This is a genomic window from Skermanella stibiiresistens SB22 (assembly GCF_000576635.1).
Lineage (GTDB): Bacteria > Pseudomonadota > Alphaproteobacteria > Azospirillales > Azospirillaceae > Skermanella > Skermanella stibiiresistens.
In genome coordinates this window covers 342,843-366,055 of the sequence record NZ_AVFL01000001.1, presented here as the reverse complement: position 1 = coordinate 366,055, position 23,213 = coordinate 342,843, and the positions used below count along the sequence as shown (strand labels likewise).

Below are 23,213 nucleotides of genomic sequence, written 5' to 3'. Positions count from 1 at the left end.
TCACCGTGAAGCAATTCGGACCGACCATCAGCAGCAATGGCCTCGACTATCTGGGCCTGGCCGGCTTGAAGGCCGCGCATTGGAATTACAGCGTCGCCTCCCTCTATGAGCAGGCGCTGACCCGGGGCGAGGCGACTCTCGCCAAGGGTGGGCCGCTGGTGGCCATCACCGGTCAGCACACGGGCCGTTCGCCCAACGACAAGTTCATCGTCCAGGAAAGCTCGACCAGCGGCGACATCTGGTGGGGCAACGTCAACAAGCCGATCACCGAGGAGCAGTTCGACCGCCTGCATGGCCGGGTCGCGGCCTATCTCCAGGGCCGCGAGGTGTTCGTCCAGGACCTGTACGCCGGCGCCGATCCGGAATACCGCCTGCCGGTCCGCATCGTCACCCAGCACGCCTGGCACAACCTGTTCGCCCAGAACATGTTCATCCGCCCGTCCGCCCAGGACCGGAAGGATTTCGCGCCGGAGTTCACCGTCCTCCAGGTGCCCGACTTCAAGGCCGTGCCGGAGCGCGACGGCACCCGCTCCGACGTCTTCGTCCTGTGCAACTTCGCGAAGCGCCTGATCCTGGTCGGCGGCAGCTCCTATGCCGGCGAGATCAAGAAGGGCATCTTCAGCGTCATGAACTACCTGCTGCCGGCCAAGGGCGTGCTGCCGATGCACTGCTCCGCCAACATCGGTCCGAAGGGCGACACCGCCGTGTTCTTCGGCCTGTCCGGCACCGGCAAGACCACCCTGTCGGCCGACGGCAGCCGCACCCTGATCGGCGACGACGAGCACGGCTGGTCGGAAACCTCGGTCTTCAACTTCGAGGGCGGCTGCTACGCCAAGGTCATCAAGTTGAGCGAGAAGGCCGAGCCCGAGATCTACGCGACCACCCAGCGGTTCGGCACGATCCTGGAAAACGTCGTGATGGACCCGGAGACGCGCGTGCTCGACTTGGACGACGGGCGCTACACCGAGAACACCCGCGCCTCCTATCCGCTCGACTTCATCCCGAACGTCAGCGACACCGGCATCGGCGGCATTCCCCAGAACATCGTGATGCTGACCGCCGATGCCTTCGGCGTGCTGCCCCCGATCAGCAAGCTGACGCCCGATCAGGCGATGTACCATTTCCTGTCCGGCTACACCGCGCGCGTCGCCGGCACGGAAAAGGGCGTCACGGAGCCGCAGGCGACCTTCTCGACCTGCTTCGGCGCCCCCTTCATGCCGCGTCACCCGGCGGTGTACGCCAAGCTGCTGGGCGAGAAGATCGCCAAGCACGGCTCCAACGTCTGGCTGGTCAACACCGGCTGGACGGGCGGCGCGTACGGCACCGGCAAGCGGATGTCGATCGGCCACACCCGCTCGCTGATTCGCGCGGCGCTGGAAGGCGGCCTGGCCGACTCGCCGCACCAGCCCGACCCCAACTTCGGCCTGTTCGTCCCCGAGGCCTGCCCGGACGTTCCGCCGGACGTGCTCCAGCCGAAGAACACCTGGAGCGACAAGCGGGCCTATGACGAGACCGCGCAGGAGGTCGCCAAGCGCTTCGAAGCCAACTTCAAGCAGTTCGCCGACGAGGTGACCCCCGGCGTCCGCGACGCCGGCATCAAGGCGGCGGCGTGACCCCAGCCGGGTGACCGGCTGAGCGACCGACCATCGTGGCAAGGAACAGGGCCGGGGAGCGTCGCTTCCCGGCCTTCCTCTATGACTAAAGTCGCCAGCCGCGCAGGGTGCCCATCCGCTCTCGACCTACGGCTACGCCTACAATTCCGCCAGTTGGTCTCGTCATAACTTTCCTGGCAGCTCCTTCCTGTCCTAACCCCAGCGGAGTGTCTGGAGTTTTTGCCATGAGCATGCTGACGATACATTTGGAAGACGATACCGCGGAGCGGCTGACGACATTGGCACATGCCCGAGGAGTCAGTCTAAACAGCCTCATCGAGGAAATGAGCCTCCAGGCATTGGCGGCCTGGAATACGGAACAGCGTTTCCATGAGACCGCGGCGACCGGGAACATCCAACAAGCGCTGTCGATCCATGACCGTCTTGACGGACGATCGGCCGAATAGCCGACCATACACGGCGGAACAAAATACAGCCGGCACGTGTTCGTGGAGCAATGCAAACAATTCCGAAGGTTGCTCCATGTTTTCCATGACCGGTTCCACTCTTCGACGCGTCGCCCTGGGTACGTTCCTGGTGCTGGGTGTTCCGGCACTCGCGGCCTGCGATAACGAAGGTCCGGCGGAACGCGCCGGCGAGTCGATCGACAACAGCGTCAGCAACGCGGCCAAGCAGACCGGCCAGGCGATGGAGAATGTCGGCAACGCCATCCAGGACAAGAGCCGGGAAGTGCGCGACGGCAACTGATCGGCTTCCGCCAGCTAGCTCTGGCTAGCCGGCCCAGGCCCCAAAAACGTGAAAGCCCGCCATACGGCGGGCTTTCTTGCGTTGGGGCTCCGGCGTGTTCGCCCGCCGGGCCCTTGATACGGTCAACGCGTCATTTGGGAGCCAGGACCATGATCATCTGACGGCCTTCGAGCTTGGGCATCTGCTCGACCTTGGCCATCTCCAGGAGATCGTCGCGCACCTTGACCAGCACGTTCATGCCAAGATCCTGGTGAGCCATCTCACGACCGCGGAAGCGCATGGTGACCTTCACCTTGTCGCCCTCCTCAAGGAACCGACGGGCGCTGCGCATCTTGACGTCGTAATCGTTGTCATCAATGTTCGGCCTCATCTTGATCTCCTTGACCTCGATGATCTTCTGCTTCTTGCGCGCCTCGTTGGCCCGCTTCTGCGCCTCGTACTTGAACTTGCCATAGTCGAGGATCTTGCACACCGGCGGGTCCGCATTCGGGGAAACCTCGACAAGGTCGAGCCCGGCCTCTTCCGCGGCGATCAGGGCGTCGCGAATGGACACGACTCCAACCATTTCGCCGGCGGCATCCACCAAGCGGACGGAGCGAACATTGATTTCCCGATTGACCCGCGGCCCATCACGGGACGGTGTGGAGTCGGCATTTGGTCTGGCTATGGAATAGTCTCCCTCGTTGTGACCGGCGCCTGGTGCCTCGGTGGTTTCCCGGGCGGGTGCTCAAAACCCACCCGGGACCAGGCGTCCGGAGTTGTCTTCGATCCCGGCCGCGAACGGCCGGCCCTGAATCGCTCCAGGGTTAGAATGGTGATTCCGGGGCAAGATCGCCAAGAGGCGACCTCGCTTCGGCCACAATTGTATTGACAGCGGCGTCGAGAGCAAGAACTTCCTGATCCTTGCCGCCGAGACGACGTAATGCCACAGCCCGCTCCTCCGCCTCGCGCTTGCCGACGACGACCATCAGCGGGACCTTGGCGAGGCTGTGTTCTCGGACCTTGAAGTTGATCTTCTCGTTCCGCGTGTCAAGCTCGACCCTGATCCCGGCGCGGCGAAGTTCGTTCGCCACCTCGGCGGCGTAGCCGTCCGCCTCGTTGGTGATGGTCGCGACCACCGCCTGCAGCGGCGCCAGCCACAGCGGGAACTTGCCGGCGTAATGCTCGATCAGCATGCCGATGAAGCGTTCCATCGAGCCCAGGATGGCCCGGTGGAGCATCACCGGCCGATGACGCGCGCCATCCTCGCCGACATATTCCGCGTCCAGCCGCTCCGGCAGCACGAAATCGACCTGCAAGGTGCCGCACTGCCAATCGCGGCCGATCGCGTCGCGCAGCACGAACTCCAGCTTCGGGCCATAGAAGGCGCCCTCGCCGGGGTTCATGGTGTACGGCAGACCAGCCGCCTCGATCGCCTCGCGAAGCGCGGCCTCGGCCCGATCCCAGACGTCGTCGGTGCCAGCGCGGGTGGCCGGACGGTCGGAGAACTTGACCGACACGTCGGTGAAGCCGAGGTCCTTGTAGACGCTCAGCAGCAGGTCGCAGAACGCGATGCTCTCCGCCGTGATCTGGTCCGGCGTGCAGAAGATGTGGGCGTCATCCTGGGTGAACGCCCGCACCCGCATGATACCATGTAGGCTGCCCGACGGCTCATTGCGATGGCAGGAGCCGAATTCGGCCATCCGCAGCGGTAGGTCGCGGTAGCTGGTGATGCCCTGCTTGTAGATCTGGACATGGGCCGGGCAGTTCATCGGCTTCAGCGCCAGGACCTTCTCGTCGTCGGCGTTGGCCGTGAACATGGCCTCCCGGAACTTCTCCCAGTGGCCCGACGCGACCCACAGGGCACGGTCGATCAGCTGCGGCGTCTTGACCTCGATGTAGCCGGACCGCTGCAAGCGGGAGCGGACGTAGTTCTCCAAAGTCCGCCACAGGGTATAGCCCTTGTCGTGCCAGAACACGCTGCCGACCGCCTCCTCCTGGAGGTGGAACAGATCCATCTCCCGGCCGAGCCGGCGGTGGTCGCGCTTCTCGGCCTCCTCCAGCTGGTGGAGGTGGGCCTTCAGCTCCTTCTCGTCGCGCCACGCCGTGCCGTAGATGCGCTGGAGCATGGCGTTGCGGTGGTCGCCGCGCCAATAGGCTCCCGCCACCTTCATCAGCTTGAAGCCCTGGCCCAGCCTGCCGGTGGACGGCATGTGAGGCCCGCGGCACAGGTCGAGCCACTCGCCCTGGCGGTAGACGGAGATGTCCTCCGTTCCGGGCAGGTCGCGAATCAGCTCGGCCTTGTACTTCTCGCCCCGGTCCTCGAAGAAGCGGATCGCCTCGTCGCGGTCCCAGACCTCGCGCTCGAACCGGGCGTCGCGCCCGACAATCTCGCGCATCCGCGCCTCGATCTTCTCGAGGTCGTCAGGCGTGAACGGCTCGTCGCGCGCGAAGTCGTAATAGAATCCGTTGGCGATCGCCGGGCCAATCGTGACCTGCGTGCCGGGATAGAGCGACTGGACGGCTTCGGCCATGACATGGGCGGCGTCATGGCGAATCAGGCCGAGGGCATCCACGTGGTCGCGGGTGACGATCTCGACGGCCGCATCCGCGGTGATGCCGGTAGTGAGGTCGCGCAGATCGCCGTCGACCTTGACGGCGATCGCGTCCTTGGCCAGCCGCTTGCCGATCGACTCGGCAATCTGCAAGCCCGTCACCGGGGCATCATAATCGCGCACGCTGCCATCCGGCAGGGTGACGGCGACTTTCTGGATTTGTTCAGCCGTCTGCATCGTAAAAAGCAATCATCCGAAGGAAGAGAGCGCACTCTATGCGCATTGCCGGTCGAGTCAAGCTTGGCGGGCCTTTCCGCTGGCCGAAGGGCCTATTCCCCGCCTGCCGGCCCTGGCTCCCCACGACTGGCCTGACGTTCCGCCAGCAACTCGCCATAGACCGCCAGAGTGTCCCGGCACATGCGATCGCGGGTGAAGCGGCTGTTGACATAGGCCATGGCGCGCTCGCCCAGGATCTCCCGCTGCCCGGCGTCGAGCGACAGCGCGTCGCCCAGGGCGTCGGCCAGCGCGTCCGGGTCGTTGGGCGGCACCACCCAGGCGGTCTCCCCGGCCACCACGGTCTCACGCACGGCGCCGTGGTTGGTGACGATCACCGGCCGGCCCATGGCCTGCGCCTCGACGATGACCCGGCCGAACGCCTCCGGGTCGCTGGACGCGGAAACCACCACGTCGGCCAGCATATAGGCCGCCGCCATGTCGTCGCAGTGATCGACCAGCCGGACGACGCTCCCCAAACCCAGCCGCTTGGCTTGCGCCTCCAACTCCTGGCTGTATCCCGTGCGGCCCTGGTCGGAGCCGACCATCAGACAGCAGACATCCTGGCGGCCCAGCTTGGCGAGCGCGTCGATCAGGACGGTCTGCCCCTTCCAGCGGGTCAGCCGGCCCGGCAGCATGATCACCTGATGGCCGTCGGGCAGCCGCCACGCGCGCGCCAGCTGGATCACCCGCTCCGGACTGACCTTGTCGGGGGAGAAGCTGTTGGTGTCGATGCCGCGGTGGATGACCCGGATGGTGTCGGGATCGATCTGGTAGCTGGCGAGGATATGGTCGCGGATGAATTCCGAGATGGCGATCACCCGGTCGCCGCGCGCCATCACCGAGTTGTAGAACCGCTTCGACTCGCCCTTGAAGTTATAGGGCGCGTGGAAGGTGGTCATGAACGGCACCCCCGTCCGCCGCGCCGCCGCCAGCGCGCTCCAGGCCGGCGCCCGGCTGCGGGCATGGACGATGTCGACGCCGTGCTCGCGGATGATCCGGCTCAGCCGGTTGACGTTGCGCCACATGACGAGCGGGTTCTTGCTGTCGAGCGGCAGCGTGATGTGCGGCACGCGCCAGCGCTCCAACTCTCGCGCCATGGGACCGCCGGCCGACGCCACCAGCGGCGTTCCCCCCGCGTTGCGGAGCGCCGCCGCCACGTCGATGGCGCCCCGCTCCGCCCCGCCCGTCACCAGCGCCGGCAGCACCTGGAGCACGACCGGACGCCCGGGAGCCTTGGCCGGCGCGGATACCGGCGCGTCCCGATCCGGCCCGAGGTTCCGGCTCGAATCCGCCCCCAGGTCCAGGTTGCCGTCGTGGCCCGCCGTGGTAGTGTTCTTTGCCCCGCTCATGGAATCTTTCGATATGACCGATCTGACCGCATCGCCTGAAAATACCTTGGCGCGTGAAGGCGCCACCATAGCCTATCGACGCGTGGAAGGAAGCACTCCCGGCGTCATCTTCATGGGAGGCTTCAAATCCGACATGACGGGGACCAAGGCGGTTGCCCTGGAAAGCTTCTGCCGCGACCGCGGCGCGGCCTTCGTCCGGTTCGACTATCAGGGCCATGGGACGTCGAGCGGCCGGTTCGACGAGGGCTCGATCGGGTTGTGGGCGGCCGACGCCCTGGCGGTGTTCGACCAACTGACGAGCGGCCCGCAGATCGTGGTCGGTTCCTCCATGGGCGGCTGGATCATGCTGCTGACGGCCTTGGCCCGCCCCGACCGCGTCGCGGGACTGGTCGGCATCGCGGCGGCCCCCGACTTCACCGAGGACCTGATCTGGTCCACACTGGACGAGGACGACCGCGCTACCCTGCTGGAAACCGGCGCGCTGCTGAAGCCCTCGGACTATGGCGACCCTTATCCCTACACCCGCCGCCTGATCGAGGATGGCCGTGACCATCTCCTGCTGCGCGCGCCGATCCCGCTGACCTGCCCCACCCGCCTGCTGCACGGCATGCGCGACGCCGACGTGCCGTGGCGGACCAGCCAGCGGATCGCCGAGCGCCTGGCGGGCGACGATGTCAGGATCACGCTGATCAAGGACGGCGACCACCGCCTGTCGCGCGACCAGGACATCGCGCTGTTGTGCCGCACCGTCGGCGATCTGCTGGACGGCGTCAGAAGCGGGAGTGGTTGTGGGAGCGGGACCGCGAGCCGGAGTGGGAGCCGGAGCGCCTGATCGACCCCAGCGCCAGCAGGACGATCCCCGGCACCGCCAGGACCAACGCCGCCGGCCACAGCAGGATGGTGACCAGCGCCGGGTCCCACAGGCTGGGCGACAGGTAGCGCTGCACCACCGCCTGCGTCAGGTTGAGGCTGCCGGGATGCAGGCCGTACCACAGCTCCCCGGCGGCGGTCAGATGAAGGCCGCCCTCGACCCCGGCGATCTGGCTCCACCGCCACAGATCCCACCCCAGCGCCGCCAGCCCCGCCACCAGCAGGACCGCGCCAATCACCCTCAAGACGACCACTCCACCCTCACGCCTGATTGTCACCACCAACCAACATGCGCCGCCGCCCCGCCGGACGCAACGGAGCCCCCGTTCACATTAGTGGGAGCCGACGTGAACGAATCACTTGAATCCTCCCCCGCGCTTCAGTATCTATCGCCGCCTTACGGAGGGGTGGCCGAGTGGTTGAAGGCGCACGCCTGGAAAGTGTGTATACCAGAAATGGTATCGCGGGTTCGAATCCCGCTCCCTCCGCCATGAGCCCTAGCGCCTTCTAAAATGCTGATTTGTAAGGGTTCTTAAAAGGGCTTTTCGGGGGCTGGGGTGACACGTTTCCCTCTGCCTCTATCGCCTTCAGCACCATCATGTCGCGCTGGGCACGACTTACCGAACACGAGAAAGCCCATCATGCACCCGAGGGGAGCCGGGAACATGACAAGCTTCTTTTTTCATGTCTCTGATTGCGCTGGTGACGTTGAGTGGTAAGAGCACCTATCATAACCCTAGCCGCCAACATCTAAGCAGTTGATTTTATTGCGTGAACGCAGGTTATGTTAGACGCTCTAAGTGCCGCCTTGACTAGACTGACTTTCTAGATCGTGAGACGCTGCAAGGGTCGGGCTTGAGAGCAAACAAGACAGTTGGACAGCTGTATCCAGAGCAGTTGCGACTTGACCTAGCGCCCGCATCCTCGTTGAAACTTCAGCGCCTCCAGTCCCGCGCGCCCCCATCCCGCAGGATGGCGTTCACCGAATCCAGCACCGTATCCTCGGTGACCGGTTTGATCAGGATGTCCGTGGCGTATTCGCGGCCTTCCAGCGGCGCCCGCTGGTAATTGCCGGTGATGAAGATGACGGGCACGCCGATCGGACCCAGTTCGGCGGCGACCGAGATGCCATCGATGATGCCGCCAAGGTCGATGTCGATCAGGGCCAGGCTGGGCAGGTCCTGATAGGCCAGTTCCAGCGCCTTCTCCGCGGTGTAGGCGGGGCCGACCACCTCGTAGCCGGCGTCGATCAGCATCTCCGTCCACCCCATGGCGATCAGGGGATCGTCCTCGCAAACCAGGATGCGAGGGCTCGCGGTGCGTTCCGCGCTGGGTGCGGCCTTCAAGGCGGCGGACATGGGCGGCTCATCCTGCAAATCGTTTCCAGGATGGTGACATAAACTTGATTAAGGAATTACTGAGGTCAGGCCAATTCGGGAACGGATGGCTCCGGCACGGATGGCGATCTCGCGCGTTCACCGCTGGACCTCTCCCAGCCAGCCGGAGACAACCCCACCAGAGACATCGCCGCCGCCATGAAGCTGAACCCCATGATCGTGGTCGGAGCCATCCTGCTGAAAGCCGACGGCGCCGTCGCCGAGGTGGTTCCGATGCGGCTCCGCGTGCTGAACGGCATCTGCCGCCAGCTGATGGCTCCCGGCTTGTACCGCAATCAGGAGGCCGATGGCCGCCGGCTCCTCCAGAGATTGCTGGCCCGCGACGGCAAGGCCTTCGTCCTGGAGGTCGTCACCGGCGTCCTGCTGACGGCGCGGCTGTGCGATCAGGAGATCAAGCCCACCACCGGAGCGGTCATCGCGGTGGTGGGTCCTGGAGGCGCCGACGAGGCGGCTCGCGTCAGGATCTTCGCCGCCCCGTTCGACCACGATCTGGAAAACGAGGATGAATTGGCGGCACTGGTCGCCAGCATCCCGCCGATCGTTGACCCCGCGGTGGCTAGGACGCCGAAAATCCCTGACGGCTAGGTCAGTTCTCGGGCACCTTCGCCAGGAACGCTCCCAGCTCGTCCGCGTAGAACCGCGCCATGGCGGTCGTGCCATGGCCGCGCGTCTCGTCGCTGGCGGGAATCAGGAACAGGCGGCCGTTCTTGACATGGGTCATCGCCAGTTCGGTGACGCCGGTCTCCGGCGGATTGCGCTCGTCGTCGGCGGCGTTGATGAAGAGCAACGGGGCGGTGATGCGCTCCAGCAACTGGGTGGGGTTGTAGCCGCCCGAGGACTCCCAGGCGTAGATGAAGTCGTTGGCGTCGGCGTTGAAATTGACCGCCAGCCGGTCCTCGACCATCTTGTCCGCCATCGCGCGGGTCGGGGCGAGCATCTGATAGGCCAGCGTGCCGCCGCTGGTGGCCGTGGCGTAGAAGACATTGGCCAGCCTCATCGATTTCGGCTGCTCGGCGTAGTCGCCGTTGGCATAGCCGGGGTCCTGCCGGATCATCTCGATCATCAGCCGCCGCAGCATCCAGTTGCGGGCCGCCATCTCGGTCGGCTGCGAGGCCATCGGCACCAGCGCGTCCATCGCGTCGGGATACTTGCCGCCCCAGATCCACGTGTGCATGCCGCCCATCGAATTGCCCATGACGAGGCGCACACGCTTCAGCCCCAGTCCCTCGGTGATCAGCCGGTACTGCCCGTCGACCATGTCCTCGGAACTGTATTTGGGGAACTTGGCCCGCAGCCCGTCCGATGGCTTGGAGGATTTGCCGTGCCCGATCGCGTCGGGCAGGATGATGAAGTATTTGCGCGCGTCCAGCGGCTGGCCGGCGCCGAACAACTCGCCGGCGAAGTCGGGCGTCAGCATGCTGGCGCCGGAGCCTCCCGTGCCGTGCAGCATCACGACCGGCTGGCCGGTGGGCTCGCCGATCGTCCGGTAGTGCAGCCGCAGTTCCGGCATCACCTCGCCGGTGTGGAACCGGAAATCCTTGACGACGTAGGTGGCTTCCTTCGGCGCCGGATAGTCGGCGGCGTGGGCGGTGGTGAACAGCGCGGTGAACAACAGTGCCGCCGCCGCGGCACCCATCAACGTTCTCAGGCTTGTCATGGCGTCCTCCCTTTTTTCCCGATGCGGGTTTTTTCTGCCGCGGAACCGGACTGGAAATTGCCCGGTTCCGCGGCGGCCCATCATCGTCTGGCGGGGAGGACCGCACAAGCCGGTCCGTCAGGTCGCTACGTCAGGGCTTGCCTGGGTGGGGCGGGTTCCGACACCGAGGCGAGCGTTGGCATGGCGCGCGGTTCGGATGGGGTCCCGAAGTCCCTGGCCATGCCCCGTGCCGCCTGGATGCCCTTCGGGAATCCCGAGCGGTCGCGGTAGGAGCGCCGTTCGCCCCGACCATACTCATGCCTGGAGCCCAACGCCCGCGCGCCGATCACGTCGAGCGCCGTCACGCCGAGCACCATGGCCAGCGCCAGTTGGACATTGTCCCGCTTCGGGTTGTCCCGCCCCATCGCCGCCGTCAGGGTGGCGATGTCGAGGGCGTCGCCGGCCACGCGGCTCCACAGCCCCAGCCGTTTGTCCACCGACAGCGAGACGATGCCGGTGCCGATCTCCCGGGCGCCGAACGCCCGCACGATGGCCTCTTGCCCCTCCATGCCGAGCGAGCGGGTGATGCGCCTTGGCGCGATCAGTCCGGCGAGACCAAGGCCTATGCTGAACCAACCGAGCCCCTTGGCCAAGCGGTCGGAGGAGCCCAGCGAACTGGGACCGGAGCGGATGACCTTGGGGTCGCCCTCGGACCGGGCGATGTTGGAAAGATAATTCATGACCTTACTCCCAAATCTCATGGTCCGGATCTCAGGGTTTCAGGACGACCTTGACGCAGCTGTCCTGCTTGTCGCGGAAGACCTTGTACATCTCGGGGCCCTCCTCCAGGCTGACGGTGTGCGTGATGACGAAGGACGGATCGATCTGCCCCTCCTCGATGCGGCGCAGGAGGTCGTCGGTCCAGCGGTTGACGTGGGTCTGGCCGGTGCGGATGGTCAATCCCTTGTTCATCAGCTGCCCCATCGGGATCTTGTCGACCAGCCCACCGTAGACACCGGGGATCGAGATCACCCCGGCTGGCCGGCAGACATAGATCATCTCGCGCAGCACGTGCGGCCGGTCGCTCTCCATTCCCACCATCTGCTTGGCCCGGTCATAGACCGTGTCGGGCAGCGAGGGCGTCACATGCGCTTCCAGTCCCACGGCGTCGATGCACTTCTCCGGCCCCTCGCCGCCGGTCAGCTCGTTGAGGCGTTCGACGACGCTCTCCTCGTCGAAGTTGATGGTGATGGCACCGCCGGCTTCGGCCATTTCCAGGCGCTCGGGCACGCGGTCGATCGCGACGACCCGCTGGGCGCCCAGCAGGACGGCGCTTCGGATCGCCATCTGCCCGACGGGACCACAGCCCCAGATCGCCACGGTGTCGGTCGGCTGGATGTCGCATTGGACGGCCGCCTGCCAGCCCGTCGGGAAGATGTCTCCCAGGAACAGCAGCTTCTCGTCCGGGATGCCGTCGGGCACCTTGATGTGCGTGGCGTCGGCGAAGGGAACGCGGAGGTATTCGGCCTGTCCTCCGGGATAGCCGCCGGTCAGGTGGGTATAGCCGAACAGACCGGCGGTGGCGTGGCCAAACACCTTGTCGGCCAAGTGCTTCTTGCGGTTGGAGTTCTGGCAGACCGAGAAATTGCCGCGCTTGCACTGGTCGCACTCGCCGCAGATGATCGTGAACGGCACGACGACCCGGTCGCCCTTCTTGAGATGGCCGTTGACGCCACTCCCGACCTCGACGACCTCGCCCATCATCTCGTGGCCCATGATGTCGCCGGGCATCATCGCCGGGATGAAGTTGTGGAACAGGTGCAGGTCGGAGCCGCAGATCGCGCAGCTGGTCACCTTGACGATGGCGTCGCGCGGATGCTCGATCTCGGGGTCCGAGACGGTGTCGTAGCGGATGTCCTCCTTGCCGTGCCAGACCAGGGCCTTCATGACTTTGCCTCCCTATCGATGTGGATGCGGTGAACTTGGCCTCGGAGCCGCCGGAAGGCCCCGAGTCCCCTCCCCGTCCCATGGGAAACACCCTCAACGGGCCCACTCACCCATCATCCCCCCACTCGATGGGTATAAACCTTCCGGTCGGAAGGGCCGGAGCAAGGCTTTGGTACGGATGTCGATCGAATGAGCATTCGCCAGTGATTTCAGGCTCGGTTACGATGTGACCGTAAGTGGCAAAACAAGAACAGTCCCAATGGGAGGAATCGAGCCATGAGCAGTCCGTTATCGGCCATCCGCGGGGTGGCCGCGGCCTTGGTCGTCGCGTCCATCACCTTGTGCGGCGTCACGTCCATTTCCCAGGCGCAAGAAAAGGTCAGGGTCGCGTTCCTGGTCAAGAACCTGGGCAACCGCTTCTTCGACGCCGTCCGCGACGGCGGGACCGAGGCCGCCAAGGAGCTTGGCAATGTCGAGATCATCTATGTCGGGCCGACCTCCGCCACCGCCGAGGGGCAGATCGAGATCATCAACTCGCTGATCGCCCAGCGGGTCGACGCCATCGCCATCTCGGCCAACGACACCAACGCCCTGATCCCCGCCACCAAGCGAGCCATGCAGCGCGGCATCCGCGTCGTCTCTTTCGACAGCGCGATAGCGCCCGAGGGCCGCATCATCCAGGTCGATCCTTCCGAGACCAAGCTGATCGGCGCCAAGCAGGTCCAGATGATGGCCGACGCCATGGGCGGAGAGGGCGAGTTCGCCATCCTCAGCGCGGCATCCACCATGACGAACCAGAACAACTGGATCGCCGCCATGAAGGACGAGTTGAAGGACCCGAAATACGCCAAGATGAAACTGGTCACCACCGCCTATGGAGATGACCAGTCCGACAAGAGCTATCGCGAGACGCTGGGCCTGTTCAAATCCTATCCCAACCTGAAGGGCATCATCTCGCCGACCTCGATCGGCATCGTCGCCGCCGCCAAGGCGGTGACCGACCAGAACCTGGTCGGCAAGGTCCACGTGACGGGATTGGGGCTGCCATCCGAGATGAAGGCCGCCGTCGAGGCCGGGGCCACCAAGTCCTTCGCGATCTGGAACCCGATCGACCTCGGCTACACGACCACCCAGATCGCGTACAATCTGGTCAAAGGCACCGTCAAGGGCGTGCCGGGCGACGAGGTTCCCACCGGCCGCATGGGCAAGGTCAAAGTCGGGGAGAACGGCGTCGTCGTCATGTCGGAGCCCTTCACCTTCGACAAGTCGAACGTCGCCGAATACGCCAAGGTGTTCTAGGTGCCAGGATACTTGGAGTGACGGAGATGCTGGCGCTGGCCGGGGTCTCCAAGAGCTTCCCCGGTGTCAAGGCGCTCGACGATGTCCGCCTGGAGCTGCGGGCCGGCGAGGTCATGGCGCTGGTCGGGGAGAACGGGGCCGGCAAGTCGACATTGGTCAAGATCCTGACCGGGATCGAGAGGCCGGACGCGGGCGGGATCACCATCGATGGTTCCCCGGTCTCGTTCGGCTCGCCCCACGACGCCTGGCTGGCGGGCATCACCGCGATCCATCAGGAGACGGTGATGTTCGACGACCTGACCGTCGCCGAGAACATCCACATGGGCCACCACCCGACCCTGGGGCGTGGCCCGTTCCGCCGGTTCGTCGACTGGCGGGCCATGAAGGCTCGGACCCGCGCCGTCCTGGCCCGGCTGGAGGTGGACATCCAGCCCGACACCGTGCTGCGCGACCTGACCGTGGCGCGCAAGCACATCGTCGGCATCGCCAAGGCGCTGTCGCACGACGCCCGCATCGTCATCATGGACGAACCGACGGCGGCCCTGTCGCAGCACGAGATCGCCGAGCTTTACAAGATCGTCGGCCAGCTCAAGGCGGCGGGCAAGGCGATCCTGTTCATCAGCCACAAGTTCGACGAGATCTTCGCCATCGCCGACCGCTGGACCGTGCTGCGCGACGGGCGGTTCATCGGGGCGGGCGCCATCGGCGAGGTCACGCGCGACGAGCTGGTGACCATGATGGTCGGCCGCCGGTTGGATCAGGTTTTCCCCAAGATCACGGTCCCGTTGGGCGAGACGGTGCTGGAGGTCAACGACCTGTCCCACCCGACCGAGTTCGACGGCATCGGTTTCAAACTCCGCCGGGGCGAGATCCTGGGCTTCTACGGGCTGGTCGGCGCCGGGCGCAGCGAAGCGATGCAAGCCTTGTTCGGCATCACCAAGCCAAGCCGCGGCCGGGTCAGGATCGCCGGCCGCGACGTGGTGGTGCGCAACCCGTCGGACGCGATCCGCGCCGGCATCGCCTATGTGCCGGAGGACAGGCAGGTCCAGGGCGCCATCCTGCCCATGGGCATCACCGAGAACATCACCCTGCCGGTGGTCGACCGGGTCAACGGCGGTCCCGTGCTGCGTCCGGCCCGGGAGCGCGCGGTCGCCCGCCGGTTCGGCGAGCGGCTGGCGGTCAAGGCGACCCATTGGGACCAGCCGGTCGGCACCCTGTCGGGCGGCAACCAGCAGAAGGTGCTGATCGCCAAATGGCTGGCGACCAACCCCGCCGTGATCATCCTGGACGAGCCGACCAAGGGCATCGACGTCGGGTCCAAGGCCGCCGTCCACGAGTTCATGGGCGAGTTGGTCCGGAGCGGACTGGCGGTGATCCTGGTGTCGTCGGAACTGCCGGAGATCATGGGCATGTCGGACACCATCATCGTCATGCACGAGGGCCGCATCCGCCGCCGGTTCAGCCGGGCTGAGGCGACCGCCGAGGCGATCGTCACGGCGGCGACGGGAGGCGGCTGACCATGAACCCATCCACGCACTCCTCAAGGCCATCCCTGGCCAGCCTCGCCAAGCGCCGCGAGATCGTGCTCCTGGTGCTGATCGTGGCGCTGCTGGCGGCGGTCGGCGCCCGGGCGCCGGTGTTCCTGACGCCCTCGAGCCTGGCCGACGTGCTGACCGACACCGCCATCCTGCTGATGCTGGCCTGCGGCCAGATGGCGGTGATCCTGACGCGCGGCATCGACCTGTCGGTGGCGTCGAACATGGCCTTCACCGGCATGTGCACCGCCCTGCTGTCGAAATACCACCCGGAGCTTCCCATCGTCGTCACCCTGGCGCTGGCACCCCTGATCGGGTTCTGCCTGGGCGCCATCAACGGCGCACTGATCGCCTGGGTCAAGATACCGCCGATCGTGGTGACGCTGGGAACCTTGAGCGCCTATCGCGGCATGATCTTCGTGCTGAGCGGCGGCGCCTCCGTCGTGACGCACGAGTTCAGCCGGCCGTACCTGGATTTCCCCCGCCAAACCCTGTTCGGCGTGCCGGCCCTGCTGTGGATCGCGGCGCTGGTCTGCGCCGGCATGGCGGTGTTCCTCACCCTCGCCCGGACAGGACGATCCCTCTACGCCGTCGGCGGCAACCCGCTGGCGGCGCGCTATGTCGGCATCGGGATCGAACGCTGCCAGTTCCTGGTCTACTGCCTGTCCGGGACGATCGCCGGACTGTGCGGCTATCTCTGGGTCTCCCGCTACGCCATCGCCTTCACCGAGGTGGCGTTCGGCTATGAGCTGACGGTGATCGCCGCCTGCGTGATCGGCGGCGTCAGCGTCGCGGGCGGCATCGGCACGGTGTCGGGATGCCTGCTGGGCGGCTTGTTCCTGGGCATCATCGGCAACGCCCTGCCGGTTATCCAGGTCTCGCCGTTCTGGCAGATGGCGATCTCCGGTCTCGTCATCCTGTGCGCCGTCATCGTCAATTCGCGCGGCGAGGCCCGCAAGGGCAAGTTGATCCTGCGGGACCGCTCCCCCAGCGAGCCCCAAATCCGGCCGGAGACCGCCTGATGACATCGCTCCGCTACGAGGTCGCCGACCGCAAGAGACCGGCCGCCCTGGATTTCTGGCTGCGTTGGGAAGTCCTCCTGCTGGTCTTGCTGGCGGCGGTGATGGTGGTCAACAGCCGGCTGTCGCCGTGGTTTCTCGACTACTACAACCTGATGGATTCAACCTTTAACTTCAGCGAGAAGGCGATCATGGCGCTGGCCATGACGCTGATCATCGTGACGCGCGACATCGACCTGTCGGTCGCCTCGATCATCGCGCTGGCCTCGGTCCTCATGGGGTTGGCGGCGCAGGCTGGCGCCGGCATCCCGCTGCTGGTCGTGATCGGGCTGGCGACCGGGTTGCTGGCCGGATTGGCGAACGGGCTGATCATCACCCGGTTCCAGATTCCCGCCATCGTGGTGACCATCGGCACCATGTCGCTGTTTCGCGGCATCGCCTATGTCGTGCTGGGCGACACGGCGATCACGGCCTATCCGGCGGGCTTTTCGTGGTTCGGCCAGAGCTACCTGATGTGGTCGATCCCATTCGAGTTCGCGCTGTTCCTGGGGCTGACCGCCGTATTCGGCTTCGTGCTGCACTTCACCACGACGGGGCGGCGGATCTTCGCCATCGGCAACAACCCGACGGCGGCGCGCTTCTCCGGCATTCCGGTCGACCGCTACCGGCTGGCGCTGTTCGCGCTCAACGGTCTGATCGCCGGCTTGGCCGCGATCCTGCTGACGTCGCGGATCGGCAGCACGCGGCCCAACATCGCGGCGGGCTGGGAGTTGGAGGTGATCACCATGGTGGTGCTCGGCGGCGTCAGCATCGTGGGCGGCTCGGGCACCATCTCCGGCGTGTTCATCGCCGTGTTCGTGCTGGGCATGATGACGTTCGGCTTGTCGCTGATGAACGTACCGGGCATCGTGATGAGCGTCTTCGTCGGAACCCTGCTGATCGCCTCCATCGCGGTGCCGATCCTGATCCGGCGGGCGCTGCGGCGCTGAGTTAATCAAGAAGCGCCAACAAACAATCGGAGGAAACCAATGAACCCGACGGCGACGCGGCGGCTGGGCCGCACCGATGTCCAGGTGACCCAGTTCGGCTTCGGGACCGCCCCGCTGGGCGACCTGTTCACCCGGGTGACGGACGAACAGGCGGCGACCGTCCTGGAAACGGCGTGGGACAGCGGCATCCGATATTTCGACACGGCGCCCTGGTATGGCCGCGGACAGAGCGAACACCGGGTCGGGCGGTTCCTGTACAGCCGTCCGCGCGACCAATTCGTCCTGTCGACCAAGGTCGGACGGGTGTTCAAGGCGCCGCGCCGGCGTGAGGCTTTCGACACCGGTTTCTGGGCCGGCGGGCTACCGTTCGATCATGTCTTCGACTACTCGTATGACGGCGTCATGCGGTCGTTCGAGGACAGCCTGCAACGGCTGGGGATGAACCGGATCGATCTGGCGATCATCCACGACCTCGACTTCCGGCATCATGTCCACGCCGAGAAGGTCTCGGCATACATGGCCCAGCTCGCCACCGGCGGCTGGCGCGCGCTGGAGGAGTTGCGCGACGCCGGCGTGATCCAGGGCATCGGCTGCGGCATCAACGAGCTTGGCATGATGCCGCGCTTCCTCGATCTGTTCGACCTGGACTTCTTCCTGGTGGCGCTCCGCTACACCTTGGCCGACCAGGACACGCTGGAGCGTGAACTGCCCTATTGCGTCGAGCGGAACGTCGGCGTCGTGATCGGCGGCGTCTTCAATTCCGGCATCCTGGCAAGCGGGGCGGTTCCCGGCGCCAAGTACGATTACGAGGACGCGACACCGGAACAGATGGACCGCGTCAGCCGGCTCGACGCGGTGTGCCGACGCCATGGCGTGCCGCTGGCCGCAGCTGCCCTCCAGTTCCCCCTGGGACATCCGGCGGTGGCCTCGGTGATCCCCGGCGCCGTGGCGCCGGAACAGGTCACCGCCAACCTCAAGCATTTCCAGCATCCGATCCCCGCCGACCTCTGGGCCGAGCTGAAGCACGGGAAACTCCTGCGCGGGGACGCGCCGGTGACCTGCATTGCGTGAACAACAACCCCCGCCCGGTGGTTTGCGGCCGATGATGGCCATACCTTAGCTGTCCAGTATGTCCCCCATCACGGCCCCCGAATCACGGTCAAGGATCCGAACCCATGGAATATCGTCAGCTCGGCCGATCCGGTCTGAAGGTGTCGGCGTTGACGCTCGGCACGATGACCTTCGGCGGCAAGGGCAACTTCGCCAAGACCGGCAACACCGATATCGCCGGCGCCAAGCGCCAAGTCGACATGTGCCTGGATGCCGGGGTCAACTTCTACGACACGGCGGACGTCTACTCCAACGGCGTATCCGAGGAGATCCTGGGCGAGGCTGTTGCTGGCAAGCGCGACCGGCTGCTGATCACCACCAAGGCGCGTTTCCCGATGGGCAAGGGGCCGAACGACCGCGGATCGTCGCGCCATCACCTGATCGAGGCCTGCGAGGCCAGCCTGAAGCGGCTGCGCACCGACCACATCGACCTCTACCAGCTTCACGAGTGGGATGGGCTGACCCCGCTGGAGGAAACGCTGGCGGCACTGGACGATCTCGTCCGCGCCGGCAAGGTGCGCTATGTCGGCGTGTCGAACTTCTCGGGCTGGCACCTGATGAAGGCGCTGGGAATCACCGAGCGGGACAAGCTGGTCCGCCCGATCTCGCAGCAGATCCATTACACGCTCCAGGCGCGCGAGGCGGAATACGAGCTGGCGCCGATCGCGGTCGACCAAGGCGTCGGCATCCTGGTCTGGTCTCCCCTGGCCGGCGGGCTGCTGTCCGGCAAGTATCGGCGCGGCCAGCCAGAACCCGAGGGCACGCGGCGGGCCAACGAATGGACCGAGCCACCCGTGCGCGACATCGAGACGCTATACGACATCGTCGAGGTTCTGGTGGCGGTCGCCGAGGCGCGCGGCGTGACGGCGGCCCAGGTGGCGCTGGCCTGGCTGCTCGGCCGGCCCGGCGTCGCGTCCGCCGTGATCGGCGCCCGCACCGACGAGCAATTGGCGGATAACCTCAAGGCCGCCGACCTGACCTTGTCCCAGGAGGAGCGCTCCCGGCTGGACGAGGTCAGCCTGCCTCCCCTGCTCTACCCGTACTGGCACCAGGCCCGCACGGCATCCGATCGCCTATCCCCGGCCGATCGCGTCCTCATCGCGCCGCACTTGAAGGCATGAGCGCCGCCACTTCCGCGGCGGAGGGCGCCGGCGGCCTGTCGCCGGCGCTGACCGTCGCCTGCGCCGTGACCAGCGGCGCCATGGTCGCCAACCTCTACTACGCCCAACCGCTGATCGACCTGATCGCCCCGGAACTGGGGTTGAGCGAGAACCTGTCCGGCTTGATCGTGACGCTGACGCAATTGGGCTATGGCGCCGGGTTGATGCTGATCGTCTCGTTGGCCGACCGGGTCGACAACCGGCGCCTGATCCTGACCACGCTGGTCTGCGTCGCGGCGGCGCTGGCGGGGGTGGCGCTCTCGGCGTCGACGCCGGTCTTCCTCGCCACCGCCGTCGCGGTCGGTTTCTGCTCGTCCGGCGCCCAAGTCGTGGTGCCCTTCGCGGCGTCGCTGGCGCCAGAGGCGAGGCGGGGGCGCACCATCGGCAACATCATGGCGGGGCTGCTCGCCGGCATCATGCTCGCCCGCCCTTTCTCCAGCATGATCGCCGACATATTCGGCTGGCGGGCGGTGTTTTGGGTCTCGGCCGGGTTGATGGTGGCGCTGACCCTCTGGCTGTACAAGGCGCTTCCCTCGGGCGGCCCAGCCCAAGGGCGTCAGAAGAGGGCCACCAGTTATCTCGGCAACCTGCTGTCGATGGGCCGCATCCTCGCCACGACGCCGGCGCTCCAGCGCCGGGCGGCCTACCAGGGCGTCCTCTTCGCGGTCTTCAATGTCTTCTGGACGGCGGCCCCGGTGATGCTGGCGCGCGATTTCGGCTTCAGCCAGCGCGGCATCGCCCTGTTCGCCCTGGCCGGAGCCGGGGGAGCCCTGGCGGCGCCTCTGGCCGGACGGCTGGGTGACAGGGGTCACGTCTGGGCCGGCACGGCGGTGGCGCTGGTCACCGTCATCCTCAGCTGCGTGCTGTCCGGCTGGGCCGCCGCGATCCACTCGGTGGTGGCGCTGGCCATCTTCGCGGTGACGCTCGACGCCGCCGTCCAAGTCAACCAAGTGCTCGGGCAGCGGGTGATCTATTCACTGGCCGGCGAGGCGCGCGGGCGGATGAACGCCCTCTACATGACGATCGTCTTCCTGCTGGGCGCGGGTGGATCGTCGCTGGCGACGCTGACCTACCACCACGGCGGCTGGTGGACCACGATGCTGGCGGGAGCCATCCTGACCCTGGCAGCCTTGGCGTTCTTCGCCACCGAGCGGCGCCGTCCGGCATAGATCCCGGCGATGGCGCCATTCCAGCGCCATCGCCGACCCAATCATGGTTCCGCCATATCACCCGATTATAAACGCGCGTTAACCATTGTCGGGTATTCATCTGATCGGCAGTGAATTCGTAAGGTAAACAAGGCAATTCGTGAATGCGGCAAGATCAGCCACGCGCGCCCAAGCGGCTCCCTCCCCTCGCCCATCTCCTCGTCTGGGTCTTCCTGTCCTGGATAACGCTGGCTCCAGCCTTCGCCCAGACCCCCGCTCCCCCTCCGGACGACGCGCTCAACGCTTACACCGCCGATCTGGAGCGGGTGCAATCCAGCGTCGAGGCGGTGGGACAGGACGACGCCGCCTTGGCGAACCTGCGCGCCGAGACCCTCCGCATCCAGGACGCCACCGAACTGCTGGCGCAGGAGCAGACGCCGCATTTGACGGCCGTCGATGCCCGCCTGAAGGAATTGGGGCCCGAACCAGGCGCCGACGTCCCTCCGGAAAGTCCGGAGGTCCAGGCCGAGCGGGCCAACCTGTCGCGCGAACGGGGTGAGATCGACGCCCGGATCAAGCGCGCGCGCCTCCTGTCGGTTGGAGCATCCCAAGCCGGCGACCAGATCACCGCCAAGCGGCGGGCCTTGTTCGACGACAAGCTCTGGCAACGGACCAACACGGTGCTGGCTCCGAGCTTCTGGATGGACCTGAACAGGAGCCTGCCGCGCGACACCGCGCGGGTCCAGGACTTCTGGAACGCCAATGTCAGGTCCTTCGTCGAGGTCGCCACCCCCCGCAACATCGCCGTGCTCGGCGGGGCGTTGGTCCTGGCCGTGATCCTGATGGTGCCGGCGCGGCGCTGGCTGGAGGCATCCGCCCGGCAGCTCGCGATCGGCCAGATGCCGGCGAACCGGCTCAGGCGCTCGGCGCTGGCGATATGGTTCGTGGTCACCACGGTGCTGGCTCCTTCGCTGGCGGCGATCATCCTCTACGCCGCCTTCAAGTCGGTGGGGGCGCTGACCGACGACGCCGAGCAGCTCGCCTGGATCGCGGCCACCATGGTGTTCGTCGTCTCGTACATCACGGGTCTGGGACGCGCCATCCTGATGGACCGCGGGTCCTGGCGCCTGGCGCCGGTTTCCGACGAGACCGTCCAGCGCATCCGCCATTTCCCGTTCCTGATCGGCCTGGTCGCCGGATCGGGCACGCTGCTGGAGCAGTTGAACACCCTGATCGGCGCCAGCCTGGCGACGACCATAGCCGGGAACGCCCTGATCTCGCTGGTCACCGCGCTGACGATCGGCGCCATGATGTGGACGCTCACCCGCATCCGGCGGAAGGCGCTGGAGGCGCAGGAGGGCGAGGCGCCGCCGCAGGCGCTGTTCTGGGGCCTGGTCACCGTCGCGGTCTGGCTGATGCTGGCGGCCACATTCGTCTTCTCGCTGGGTGGCTATGTCGCCTTGGGCGCCTTCATCGTCCGTCAGATCACCTGGCTGGCGATCATCGGCGCCAGCGTCTACCTGCTGATGCAGTTCGCCGACGACTTCTTCACCAGCGTCTTCAGCGGCGATGGTCCGATCGGCCGGTTCGCCCACACCATGATCGGCATCAACCGCGGCGCCGTCGATCAGGTTGGCCTGCTGCTGTCGGGCCTGACCCGCATCGTCATCCTGTTCCTGGCGGTCGCGGCGACCTTGGCGCCATTCGGCGCCGGGACCGGCGGGCTGCCGGGACGGTTCAACACGGCGGCGGCCGGCTTCAAGGTCGGCGAGGTCACCATATCGCCGGGCGCCATCCTGGGCGCCGTCGCCATCTTCATCCTGGGCATCACCATCGTCCGGGGCGTCCACGGCTGGCTGACCGACAAGTTCCTGCCCAAGACGGCGCTGGACGTGGCGGTGCGGACCTCCGTCAGCACGACGTTCCGCTACATCGGCCTGATCGTGTCGGCGGCGGCGGCGCTCGGCTACGCCGGGCTGAACCTGGGCAACGTGGCGCTGATCGCCAGCGCCCTGTCGGTCGGTATCGGTTTCGGCCTCCAAGCGATCGTGCAGAACTTCATCTCCGGCCTGATCCTGCTGGCGGAGCGGCCGATCAAGATCGGCGACTGGATCACCGTTGGCGACGCCGAGGGCGATGTCCGCAACATCAACGTGCGGGCGACGCAGATCGAGTTGACCGACCGCTCGACCCTGATCGTCCCGAATTCCGAGCTGATCACCAAATCGGTCCGCAACAAGACGCTGACCAACTCGATCGCGCGGCTTCAGATGAAGTTCTCCGTTCCCTCCGACCATGATCCGGTGGCGGTCCGCGACCTGCTGCTGTCCGCGATGCGGGCGCACCAGAACGTGCTGGGCGATCCCGGTCCCGCCGTCTTCATCGATGGGGTGGACGACGGCAAGGTCCTCTACAACGCCATCGCCTTCGTCTCGTCGCCGCGCGGCGTCTACTCGACCCGCAGCGCCTTGTGGTTCGACGTGTTGGCACGGCTGCGGGCGTCGGGCATGCGGCTGTCGGCGTGATCGGTCGTTCGCCAATGGCAACTTTATTGCGCCAATGACATCCTGAGGTTAATATAGTA

21 protein-coding genes and 1 tRNA gene are annotated in these 23,213 nt (G+C 66.2%); 14 read left to right on the top strand and 8 right to left on the bottom strand.

Translation table 11 applies throughout. The features are described from left to right. Positions 1 to 5 precede the first annotated feature (5 nt). The 3 genes from N825_RS01600 (at position 6) to N825_RS01590 (ending at position 2,360) form a co-directional block, all read left to right on the top strand. Positions 6 to 1,613, top strand: coding sequence for a phosphoenolpyruvate carboxykinase (locus N825_RS01600; RefSeq protein WP_037446043.1), 1,608 nt, complete (start codon positions 6 to 8; stop codon positions 1,611 to 1,613). A gap of 224 nt (positions 1,614 to 1,837) precedes the next feature. Further along, positions 1,838 to 2,059 carry a ribbon-helix-helix domain-containing protein gene (locus N825_RS01595; protein ID WP_037446042.1) on the top strand — a complete coding sequence of 74 codons (222 nt, stop codon included), beginning with the start codon at positions 1,838 to 1,840 and terminating at the stop codon, positions 2,057 to 2,059. An 85-nt stretch (positions 2,060 to 2,144) separates the two neighbouring features. Then, positions 2,145 to 2,360 carry a hypothetical protein gene (locus N825_RS01590; RefSeq protein ID WP_037446479.1) on the top strand — a complete coding sequence of 72 codons (216 nt, stop codon included), beginning with the start codon at positions 2,145 to 2,147 and terminating at the stop codon, positions 2,358 to 2,360. 130 nt (positions 2,361 to 2,490) lie between these two features. On the opposite strand, the gene infC is transcribed toward N825_RS01590, so the two are convergent. The 3 genes from infC to N825_RS01575 form a co-directional block, all read right to left on the bottom strand. Next, positions 2,491 to 3,027: a translation initiation factor IF-3 gene (gene infC, locus N825_RS01585; RefSeq protein WP_037446041.1), complete on the bottom strand. Its 537-nt coding sequence runs from the start codon at positions 3,025 to 3,027 to the stop codon at positions 2,491 to 2,493. A gap of 139 nt (positions 3,028 to 3,166) precedes the next feature. After that, positions 3,167 to 5,131 (bottom strand): threonine--tRNA ligase, encoded by a 1,965-nt coding sequence (gene thrS / locus N825_RS01580; RefSeq protein ID WP_037446040.1) that lies wholly within the window; start codon positions 5,129 to 5,131, stop codon positions 3,167 to 3,169. 92 nt (positions 5,132 to 5,223) lie between these two features. Next, positions 5,224 to 6,519 carry a glycosyltransferase family 4 protein gene (locus N825_RS01575; protein ID WP_084164153.1) on the bottom strand — a complete coding sequence of 432 codons (1,296 nt, stop codon included), beginning with the start codon at positions 6,517 to 6,519 and terminating at the stop codon, positions 5,224 to 5,226. Between the two features lie 13 nt (positions 6,520 to 6,532). Here N825_RS01575 and N825_RS01570 point away from each other — a divergent pair, with 13 nt between their 5' ends. Then, complete coding sequence (locus N825_RS01570) at positions 6,533 to 7,351, top strand: alpha/beta hydrolase (protein ID WP_051511448.1); 819 nt, start codon at positions 6,533 to 6,535, stop codon at positions 7,349 to 7,351. On the opposite strand, the gene N825_RS01565 is transcribed toward N825_RS01570, so the two are convergent. Next, on the bottom strand, positions 7,290 to 7,628 hold the full coding sequence (locus N825_RS01565; RefSeq protein WP_245612982.1) for a hypothetical protein: 339 nt from the start codon (positions 7,626 to 7,628) through the stop codon (positions 7,290 to 7,292). The genes N825_RS01570 and N825_RS01565 overlap by 62 nt on opposite strands. Before the next feature lie 162 nt (positions 7,629 to 7,790). Here N825_RS01565 and N825_RS01560 point away from each other — a divergent pair. After that, positions 7,791 to 7,880: transfer RNA gene (locus N825_RS01560), tRNA-Ser, on the top strand. A 444-nt stretch (positions 7,881 to 8,324) separates the two neighbouring features. Here N825_RS01560 and N825_RS36065 read toward each other — a convergent pair. Continuing rightward, positions 8,325 to 8,747 carry a response regulator gene (locus tag N825_RS36065; protein WP_063833598.1) on the bottom strand — a complete coding sequence of 141 codons (423 nt, stop codon included), beginning with the start codon at positions 8,745 to 8,747 and terminating at the stop codon, positions 8,325 to 8,327. Positions 8,748 to 8,924: 177 nt separating this feature from the next. Here N825_RS36065 and N825_RS01550 point away from each other — a divergent pair, with 177 nt between their 5' ends. Next, positions 8,925 to 9,371 carry a hypothetical protein gene (locus tag N825_RS01550; protein WP_037446039.1) on the top strand — a complete coding sequence of 149 codons (447 nt, stop codon included), beginning with the start codon at positions 8,925 to 8,927 and terminating at the stop codon, positions 9,369 to 9,371. A gap of 1 nt (position 9,372) precedes the next feature. On the opposite strand, the gene N825_RS01545 is transcribed toward N825_RS01550, so the two are convergent. The 3 genes from N825_RS01545 to N825_RS01535 all read right to left on the bottom strand — a co-directional run bounded on the left by N825_RS01545 (position 9,373) and on the right by N825_RS01535 (position 12,369). Beyond that, positions 9,373 to 10,443 carry an alpha/beta fold hydrolase gene (locus N825_RS01545; RefSeq protein ID WP_198038140.1) on the bottom strand — a complete coding sequence of 357 codons (1,071 nt, stop codon included), beginning with the start codon at positions 10,441 to 10,443 and terminating at the stop codon, positions 9,373 to 9,375. A 125-nt stretch (positions 10,444 to 10,568) separates the two neighbouring features. Continuing rightward, positions 10,569 to 11,162, bottom strand: a complete 594-nt coding sequence (locus tag N825_RS01540) for a hypothetical protein (RefSeq protein WP_037446037.1) — start codon at positions 11,160 to 11,162, stop codon at positions 10,569 to 10,571. Between the two features lie 31 nt (positions 11,163 to 11,193). Further along, on the bottom strand, positions 11,194 to 12,369 hold the full coding sequence (locus tag N825_RS01535; protein ID WP_037446036.1) for a zinc-dependent alcohol dehydrogenase: 1,176 nt from the start codon (positions 12,367 to 12,369) through the stop codon (positions 11,194 to 11,196). A gap of 276 nt (positions 12,370 to 12,645) precedes the next feature. On the opposite strand from N825_RS01535, the gene rhaS reads away from it, so the two are divergent. From rhaS to N825_RS01495, 8 genes are all read left to right on the top strand, one after another. Beyond that, positions 12,646 to 13,668: a rhamnose ABC transporter substrate-binding protein gene (gene rhaS / locus N825_RS01530; protein WP_037446035.1), complete on the top strand. Its 1,023-nt coding sequence runs from the start codon at positions 12,646 to 12,648 to the stop codon at positions 13,666 to 13,668. A gap of 26 nt (positions 13,669 to 13,694) precedes the next feature. Further along, positions 13,695 to 15,185: a sugar ABC transporter ATP-binding protein gene (locus tag N825_RS01525; protein WP_037446034.1), complete on the top strand. Its 1,491-nt coding sequence runs from the start codon at positions 13,695 to 13,697 to the stop codon at positions 15,183 to 15,185. Between the two features lie 2 nt (positions 15,186 to 15,187). Further along, positions 15,188 to 16,225 (top strand): ABC transporter permease, encoded by a 1,038-nt coding sequence (locus N825_RS01520; RefSeq protein ID WP_051511386.1) that lies wholly within the window; start codon positions 15,188 to 15,190, stop codon positions 16,223 to 16,225. Further along, entirely contained in the window at positions 16,225 to 17,211 is a 987-nt protein-coding gene (locus N825_RS01515; RefSeq protein WP_051511385.1) for an ABC transporter permease, read from the top strand. Before N825_RS01520 ends, N825_RS01515 begins: the two co-directional genes overlap by 1 nt. A gap of 39 nt (positions 17,212 to 17,250) precedes the next feature. Beyond that, complete coding sequence (locus N825_RS01510; protein ID WP_037446033.1) at positions 17,251 to 18,282, top strand: aldo/keto reductase; 1,032 nt, start codon at positions 17,251 to 17,253, stop codon at positions 18,280 to 18,282. 104 nt (positions 18,283 to 18,386) lie between these two features. Beyond that, positions 18,387 to 19,442 (top strand): aldo/keto reductase, encoded by a 1,056-nt coding sequence (locus N825_RS01505; RefSeq protein WP_037446032.1) that lies wholly within the window; start codon positions 18,387 to 18,389, stop codon positions 19,440 to 19,442. Beyond that, on the top strand, positions 19,439 to 20,650 hold the full coding sequence (locus tag N825_RS01500) for an MFS transporter (protein WP_037446031.1): 1,212 nt from the start codon (positions 19,439 to 19,441) through the stop codon (positions 20,648 to 20,650). The genes N825_RS01505 and N825_RS01500 overlap by 4 nt, the downstream gene beginning before the upstream one ends. 143 nt (positions 20,651 to 20,793) lie before the next feature. Continuing rightward, positions 20,794 to 23,154 carry a DUF3772 domain-containing protein gene (locus N825_RS01495; RefSeq protein ID WP_051511384.1) on the top strand — a complete coding sequence of 787 codons (2,361 nt, stop codon included), beginning with the start codon at positions 20,794 to 20,796 and terminating at the stop codon, positions 23,152 to 23,154. The last annotated feature ends 59 nt before the right edge of the window (positions 23,155 to 23,213 follow it).

Excerpts from the sequence above, each read along its gene's own strand:
- N825_RS01510 (WP_037446033.1), top strand. The coding sequence starts at position 17,251 with ATGAACCCGACGGCGACGCGGCGGCTGGGCCGCACCGATGTCCAGGTG.
- N825_RS01545 (WP_198038140.1), bottom strand. The coding sequence starts at position 10,443 with ATGACAAGCCTGAGAACGTTGATGGGTGCCGCGGCGGCGGCACTGTTG.
- thrS (WP_037446040.1), bottom strand. The coding sequence starts at position 5,131 with ATGCAGACGGCTGAACAAATCCAGAAAGTCGCCGTCACCCTGCCGGAT.
- N825_RS01595 (WP_037446042.1), top strand. The coding sequence starts at position 1,838 with ATGAGCATGCTGACGATACATTTGGAAGACGATACCGCGGAGCGGCTG.
- N825_RS01570 (WP_051511448.1), top strand. The coding sequence starts at position 6,533 with ATGACCGATCTGACCGCATCGCCTGAAAATACCTTGGCGCGTGAAGGC.
- N825_RS36065 (WP_063833598.1), bottom strand. The coding sequence starts at position 8,747 with ATGTCCGCCGCCTTGAAGGCCGCACCCAGCGCGGAACGCACCGCGAGC.
- N825_RS01500 (WP_037446031.1), top strand. The coding sequence starts at position 19,439 with ATGAGCGCCGCCACTTCCGCGGCGGAGGGCGCCGGCGGCCTGTCGCCG.
- N825_RS01590 (WP_037446479.1), top strand. The coding sequence starts at position 2,145 with ATGACCGGTTCCACTCTTCGACGCGTCGCCCTGGGTACGTTCCTGGTG.
- N825_RS01540 (WP_037446037.1), bottom strand. The coding sequence starts at position 11,162 with ATGAATTATCTTTCCAACATCGCCCGGTCCGAGGGCGACCCCAAGGTC.
- N825_RS01495 (WP_051511384.1), top strand. The coding sequence starts at position 20,794 with ATGCGGCAAGATCAGCCACGCGCGCCCAAGCGGCTCCCTCCCCTCGCC.
- N825_RS01535 (WP_037446036.1), bottom strand. The coding sequence starts at position 12,369 with ATGAAGGCCCTGGTCTGGCACGGCAAGGAGGACATCCGCTACGACACC.
- N825_RS01550 (WP_037446039.1), top strand. The coding sequence starts at position 8,925 with ATGAAGCTGAACCCCATGATCGTGGTCGGAGCCATCCTGCTGAAAGCC.
- N825_RS01515 (WP_051511385.1), top strand. The coding sequence starts at position 16,225 with ATGACATCGCTCCGCTACGAGGTCGCCGACCGCAAGAGACCGGCCGCC.
- rhaS (WP_037446035.1), top strand. The coding sequence starts at position 12,646 with ATGAGCAGTCCGTTATCGGCCATCCGCGGGGTGGCCGCGGCCTTGGTC.
- N825_RS01575 (WP_084164153.1), bottom strand. The coding sequence starts at position 6,519 with ATGAGCGGGGCAAAGAACACTACCACGGCGGGCCACGACGGCAACCTG.
- N825_RS01525 (WP_037446034.1), top strand. The coding sequence starts at position 13,695 with ATGCTGGCGCTGGCCGGGGTCTCCAAGAGCTTCCCCGGTGTCAAGGCG.
- N825_RS01520 (WP_051511386.1), top strand. The coding sequence starts at position 15,188 with ATGAACCCATCCACGCACTCCTCAAGGCCATCCCTGGCCAGCCTCGCC.
- N825_RS01505 (WP_037446032.1), top strand. The coding sequence starts at position 18,387 with ATGGAATATCGTCAGCTCGGCCGATCCGGTCTGAAGGTGTCGGCGTTG.